We start from the raw sequence: 4,036 nt of genomic DNA, 5'->3' as shown, positions 1-4,036 counted from the left end.
GCCCGCCGGACCTGCTCGGCAGGATGAACGCGAGCGTCCGCTTCCTGGTGTGGGGCATCCTGCCGGTCGGCTCGGTCGTCGGCGGGACGCTCGGGGAGTGGCTGGGCGTCCGCGGCGCGCTGTTCGTGGCAGCGGCGGGCATGAGCTCGGGCGTCCTGTGGCTGCTCTGCTCCCGGTTGCGCACCATGCGCGACCTCCCGGCGCCGCAGGAGACCCGGCCCGCCGACGCCGCCCCCTCGGGCAAGTGACCCCCTGTCAACCCAGTCAGTACAGCCGGTGGGCAAAGCCGGCGGAATGGAGCTATAGGTGTCTTCCCGTTTCGTGGTGTTCATCGACTCGCCGTGGACCGGCGCGGGCCAGGACTGCGCCCGCTTCCTTCTGGAGCGCGGTGTCACACCGGTCATCATCGCCGCCGATCCGGCGGCCCTGCACCCCTCGCTGCTGCACGACTACGCCGAGCTCGGTGTCGAGATCCGCGCCTGCGACGTGGACTCCGCCGACGCCGTCGTCGCGTTCTGCCGGGAGCTGGAGACGCAGGGCGAGCTGGTCGGAGTGACCTCGGTGTACGAGTACTACTGCGACCTGGGCGCACGGGTCGCGGCCCGGCTCGGGCTCGCCGGTCCCGACCCGGAGGCCGTCGCCATCTGCCGCTCCAAGGCGGCCATGCGCGAGGCCATGGCCGAAACCCCGGGACTGAACCCGCTGTTCCAGGTCGCCGAGTCCCCCGAGGAGGCCGTGGAGGCCGCGCGGACCATCGGCTTCCCGGTGGTCGTCAAACCGCTCGACCTCACCGGAAGCCTCTTCGTCCGCCGCTGCGAGACGGCCGAGGACGTCGCGGCGATCACCGAGGAGGTGAGGGGCATCGGTGCCTACCTGGGCCACAGCGTGGCCGCGAAGGTCATCGTCGAGGAATGCGTCCTGGGCACCGAGTACTCCGCGGAGATCGTCCACGGCAAGGTCCTCGGCCTCACCGAGAAGATCGGCAGCGAGCCCCCGCTGTTCCTGGAGATGGGGCACATCTTCCCCGCCCGCCTGCCGGCGGAGCAGGAACAGCTCCTCCTGGACAAGGCCGAGTCGGCCGTCAAGGCGATCGGTGTCACCTGGGGCCCCGCCCATGTCGAACTGAAGCTCACCGCGGACGGGACCGACGCACGGGTCATCGAGGTGAACGGCCGCATCGCGGGCGACCGCATACCCGAGGCCGTCCGGATCGCCAGCGGCGTCGACATGTGCCGCCTCCACATGACCGCGCTGCTCGGCGGCACACCGGACCTGACCCTGGCCTGCGACCGCACCGCCGCGATCCACTTCCTGATGCTGGAGGCGAGCGGCCGCATCGACGCCATCGACGGCGTCGCCGAGGCCCAGGCCCTGGAGGGCGTCCACGAGGTGCACCTGCGCCCGGGCGTCCAGGCCGGGATCACGTACGAGGCCAACGGCTCCAACCGGGACCGCGCGGCCTGGATCATCGCGGAGGGGGCCGACCGCGACGAAGCGCTCGGCCGGGCCCGGGCGGCGGGCGACAGGCTCGTCTTCACGTGGTCCCCGGCCGGCTCATGACGGTCGGGTACGGGGAGCGCACCACGACGGCGGAGGGCCCGGCCCTCACCGTGTCCTTCGCCGCGGGGGAGGGGCAGGACGCTCCGCTCACCTGGAGCCAGCGGTACTACCTGGCCGAGCTGGACGCGGCCCGGCCGCACGGCCGCGGCCTGACCGTCCCCCGCCTCTACCCCCTGCGGCCCGGCGTGGGCGAGGACGACGTCGCCGAGGCGCTCCGGGGACTGATGGAGCGCTTCGAGTCCCTGCGCAGCCGTGTGGTGCGCGCCCGGGTGGCGCACCAGCGGGTGCATGCCGCCGGAACCCTCCGGGTCCCCGTCCACGACCTGCCGCCGGACGGCGCCGAGGCGGTGCTCACCGGGCTCGCCGCGCGGCCCTTCGACGTCGTCGAGGAGTGGCCGGTGCGTGCCGCCGTGGTCACCGAGGGCGGCAGGCCGCGTTTCCTGGCCATGGTGTTCAGCCACGTCGCGGTGGACGGCTACGCACTGCTGCCCGTCAGCGCGCACCTGGTCGCCTCCTGCGCGGCGGCCGACCCGGTGGCGCGCACCGCGCCGCACTCCTCCACCCCCGGCCTCCAGCCGCGCCAGCAGGCCGAGGCCGAGGCGTCCCCCGCCGGGCAGCGGGCGGCGGAGCGCGCGCTGCGGCACGCGGGGGACGTGATGCGGCGCATGCCGGCCACGCCGCGGACACCGCCCCGTGCGGTGACCGGCGAACGGTTCCGCTTCCTGCGGCGCCGGTCGGCGGCGCTCGACCTCGCGGTCGGAGCGGTGGCCGCCCGCACGGGGCAGAGCCCGGCGTCGGTCCTCGCCGCCGCGATGATGTGGGTGGGCGCCGCCGAGACCGGCGCGCACCACGGCTTCGTCCAGCTCGTCTCGGCGAACCGGCTGCGCCCCGAAACCGTCGACGCCGTGCTGCCCTACTCCCAGCCGGTGCCCTGCGGGGTGGACCTGACAGGGGCGTCCTTCGCCGAGGCGGTACGAAGGACGGCGACGGCCTCCCTGCGGGCCTTCAGGGCCGGGCCCTGCCCGCCGGACCACCTCGCCGAGCTGCACGCGGCGGTGCAGGCGGAACGGGGCGTACACCTCGACATCACCCCCACGCTCAATTACCGCCCCAGAGCCACCACTCTGCCGGTGCGGGAGACGGACGCGGCCGAGCTGGCCCGGGCCGCGGCGGACGCCCGCTCGGAGTGGGTGGACAGCGACCTCCTGTGGCGGTCCGGCCACTACCTCAGCGTCGACGCCGACGAGACGGGCCTCCGGCTCGTCCTCCAGGTGGACACGGCGGTGCACCCGCCCGGACGGGCCGAGCACCGGCTGGCCGACCTGGAGCACCTGCTGTGCTCGGAGGCGGCGGCCGGGCCGGACGCGTACGAGCCGTCCTGACGGGCCGGGCCGTGCCCTGCCCGGCTCCCTGTCCCGTCCGGCCCCCCGGCCCGCCCGGCCCCTTCGAATCCCTGATCCCGGTCGGCCGGGAGACGGACCGTCACCCACAGCCCGCCCCACACCAGTCAGGAAGAACCGCACATGGCAGCAGACCGACAGCAGCGAACCGTCGTCCTGATCGGCGCCGGAGTCATGGCCGAGGGATACCTCCGCGCGGCGGGGGAGCTGGGGCTGCGGGTGGGGGTCGTCGAGACGCCCACCCGGTACGCCGCGCTCACCGCGCGATTCCCCTGCATCGTCGACTTCGAGCCGGTGGACGAGGCCGACGCGGTACGTGACGAGAGCTGGCTGGCACCGGCGACGGCCCTGGCCGGACGGCTTGCCCCGGACGCCGTGTGGGGCTTCGCGGAGGCGCACGTCCTGGCCACGGCCGTCGTCCAGCACCGCCTCGGCCTGCCGGGCCCGGGACTCGACGCGGCGGTCGTCTCCCGCAACAAGGCCCTGCAGCGCGCCGAGTTCGCGCGCGCGGGCCTGCCCCAGCCCGGTCATCGGCACACCACCCGGCTCTCGGCCCAGCGCGAATGGGCGCTGGAGCGCCTCCCCGTCGTGGTGAAGCCGGTGTCGCTCCAGGGCAGCCAGGGCGTGGAGCGGATCGTGAGCGCCGGTGAGTGGGACGACGCCGTGGCCCGGCGCGACCTGGAGGGCCCCCTCCTGGTGGAGGAGTACGTCGAGGGCCCCGAGTACAGCGTGGAAGCACTGGTGCACCGGGGCCGTGTCCTGTTCACCAACCTCACCCGCAAGGAGACCACCGGCCCCCCTCACTTCGTCGAGCTGCACCACGAGGCCGGTCACGGCGCCGGCCGGCCGCTGCTGCGCAAGGCCGCGGACGCCCTGTGCGAGGGGGTGGTGGCGGCGCTCCACCTCGCCACGGGGGTCGTGCACCTGGAGTTCAGGGCCCGCGCGGACGACGACCTGCTGATCATGGAGGTGGCGGTCCGCACGCCGGGCGACCACATCCTGGAACTCGTCGCACGCGCCCACGGGTTCGACGTCTTCGCGGCCTGCCTGCGGCTCGCCCTCGGCGAGCTCCCGGC

General features: G+C 74.5%; 3 protein-coding genes and 1 pseudogene. All 4 read left to right on the top strand.

Annotated elements, in window-relative coordinates; translation table 11 throughout:
* Window positions 1-248 (top strand): annotated as a pseudogene (locus IH13_RS44105) (MFS transporter); the annotation flags it as partial.
* 58 nt (window positions 249-306) lie between these two features.
* The gene (locus tag IH13_RS0129290; RefSeq protein ID WP_158791381.1) at window positions 307-1,560 is read left to right on the top strand and encodes an ATP-grasp domain-containing protein; all 1,254 of its coding nucleotides are present in this window, start codon (window positions 307-309) and stop codon (window positions 1,558-1,560) included.
* The gene (locus IH13_RS0129285; protein ID WP_158791379.1) at window positions 1,557-2,942 is read left to right on the top strand and encodes a condensation domain-containing protein; all 1,386 of its coding nucleotides are present in this window, start codon (window positions 1,557-1,559) and stop codon (window positions 2,940-2,942) included. The genes IH13_RS0129290 and IH13_RS0129285 overlap by 4 nt, the downstream gene beginning before the upstream one ends.
* A gap of 141 nt (window positions 2,943-3,083) precedes the next feature.
* On the top strand, window positions 3,084-4,036 hold a 953-nt coding region (locus IH13_RS0129280), incomplete at its 3' end, for an ATP-grasp domain-containing protein (protein WP_037842750.1).

The organism is Streptomyces sp. NRRL WC-3549 (assembly GCF_000721935.1).
GTDB lineage: Bacteria > Actinomycetota > Actinomycetes > Streptomycetales > Streptomycetaceae > Streptomyces.
Note: the sequence above shows the minus strand (reverse complement) of the source record. Positions and strands in the feature narration are given on the sequence as shown.

Coding starts and splice junctions, on each gene's coding strand:
- IH13_RS0129285 (WP_158791379.1), top strand. CDS start 1,557: ATGACGGTCGGGTACGGGGAGCGCACCACGACGGCGGAGGGCCCGGCC.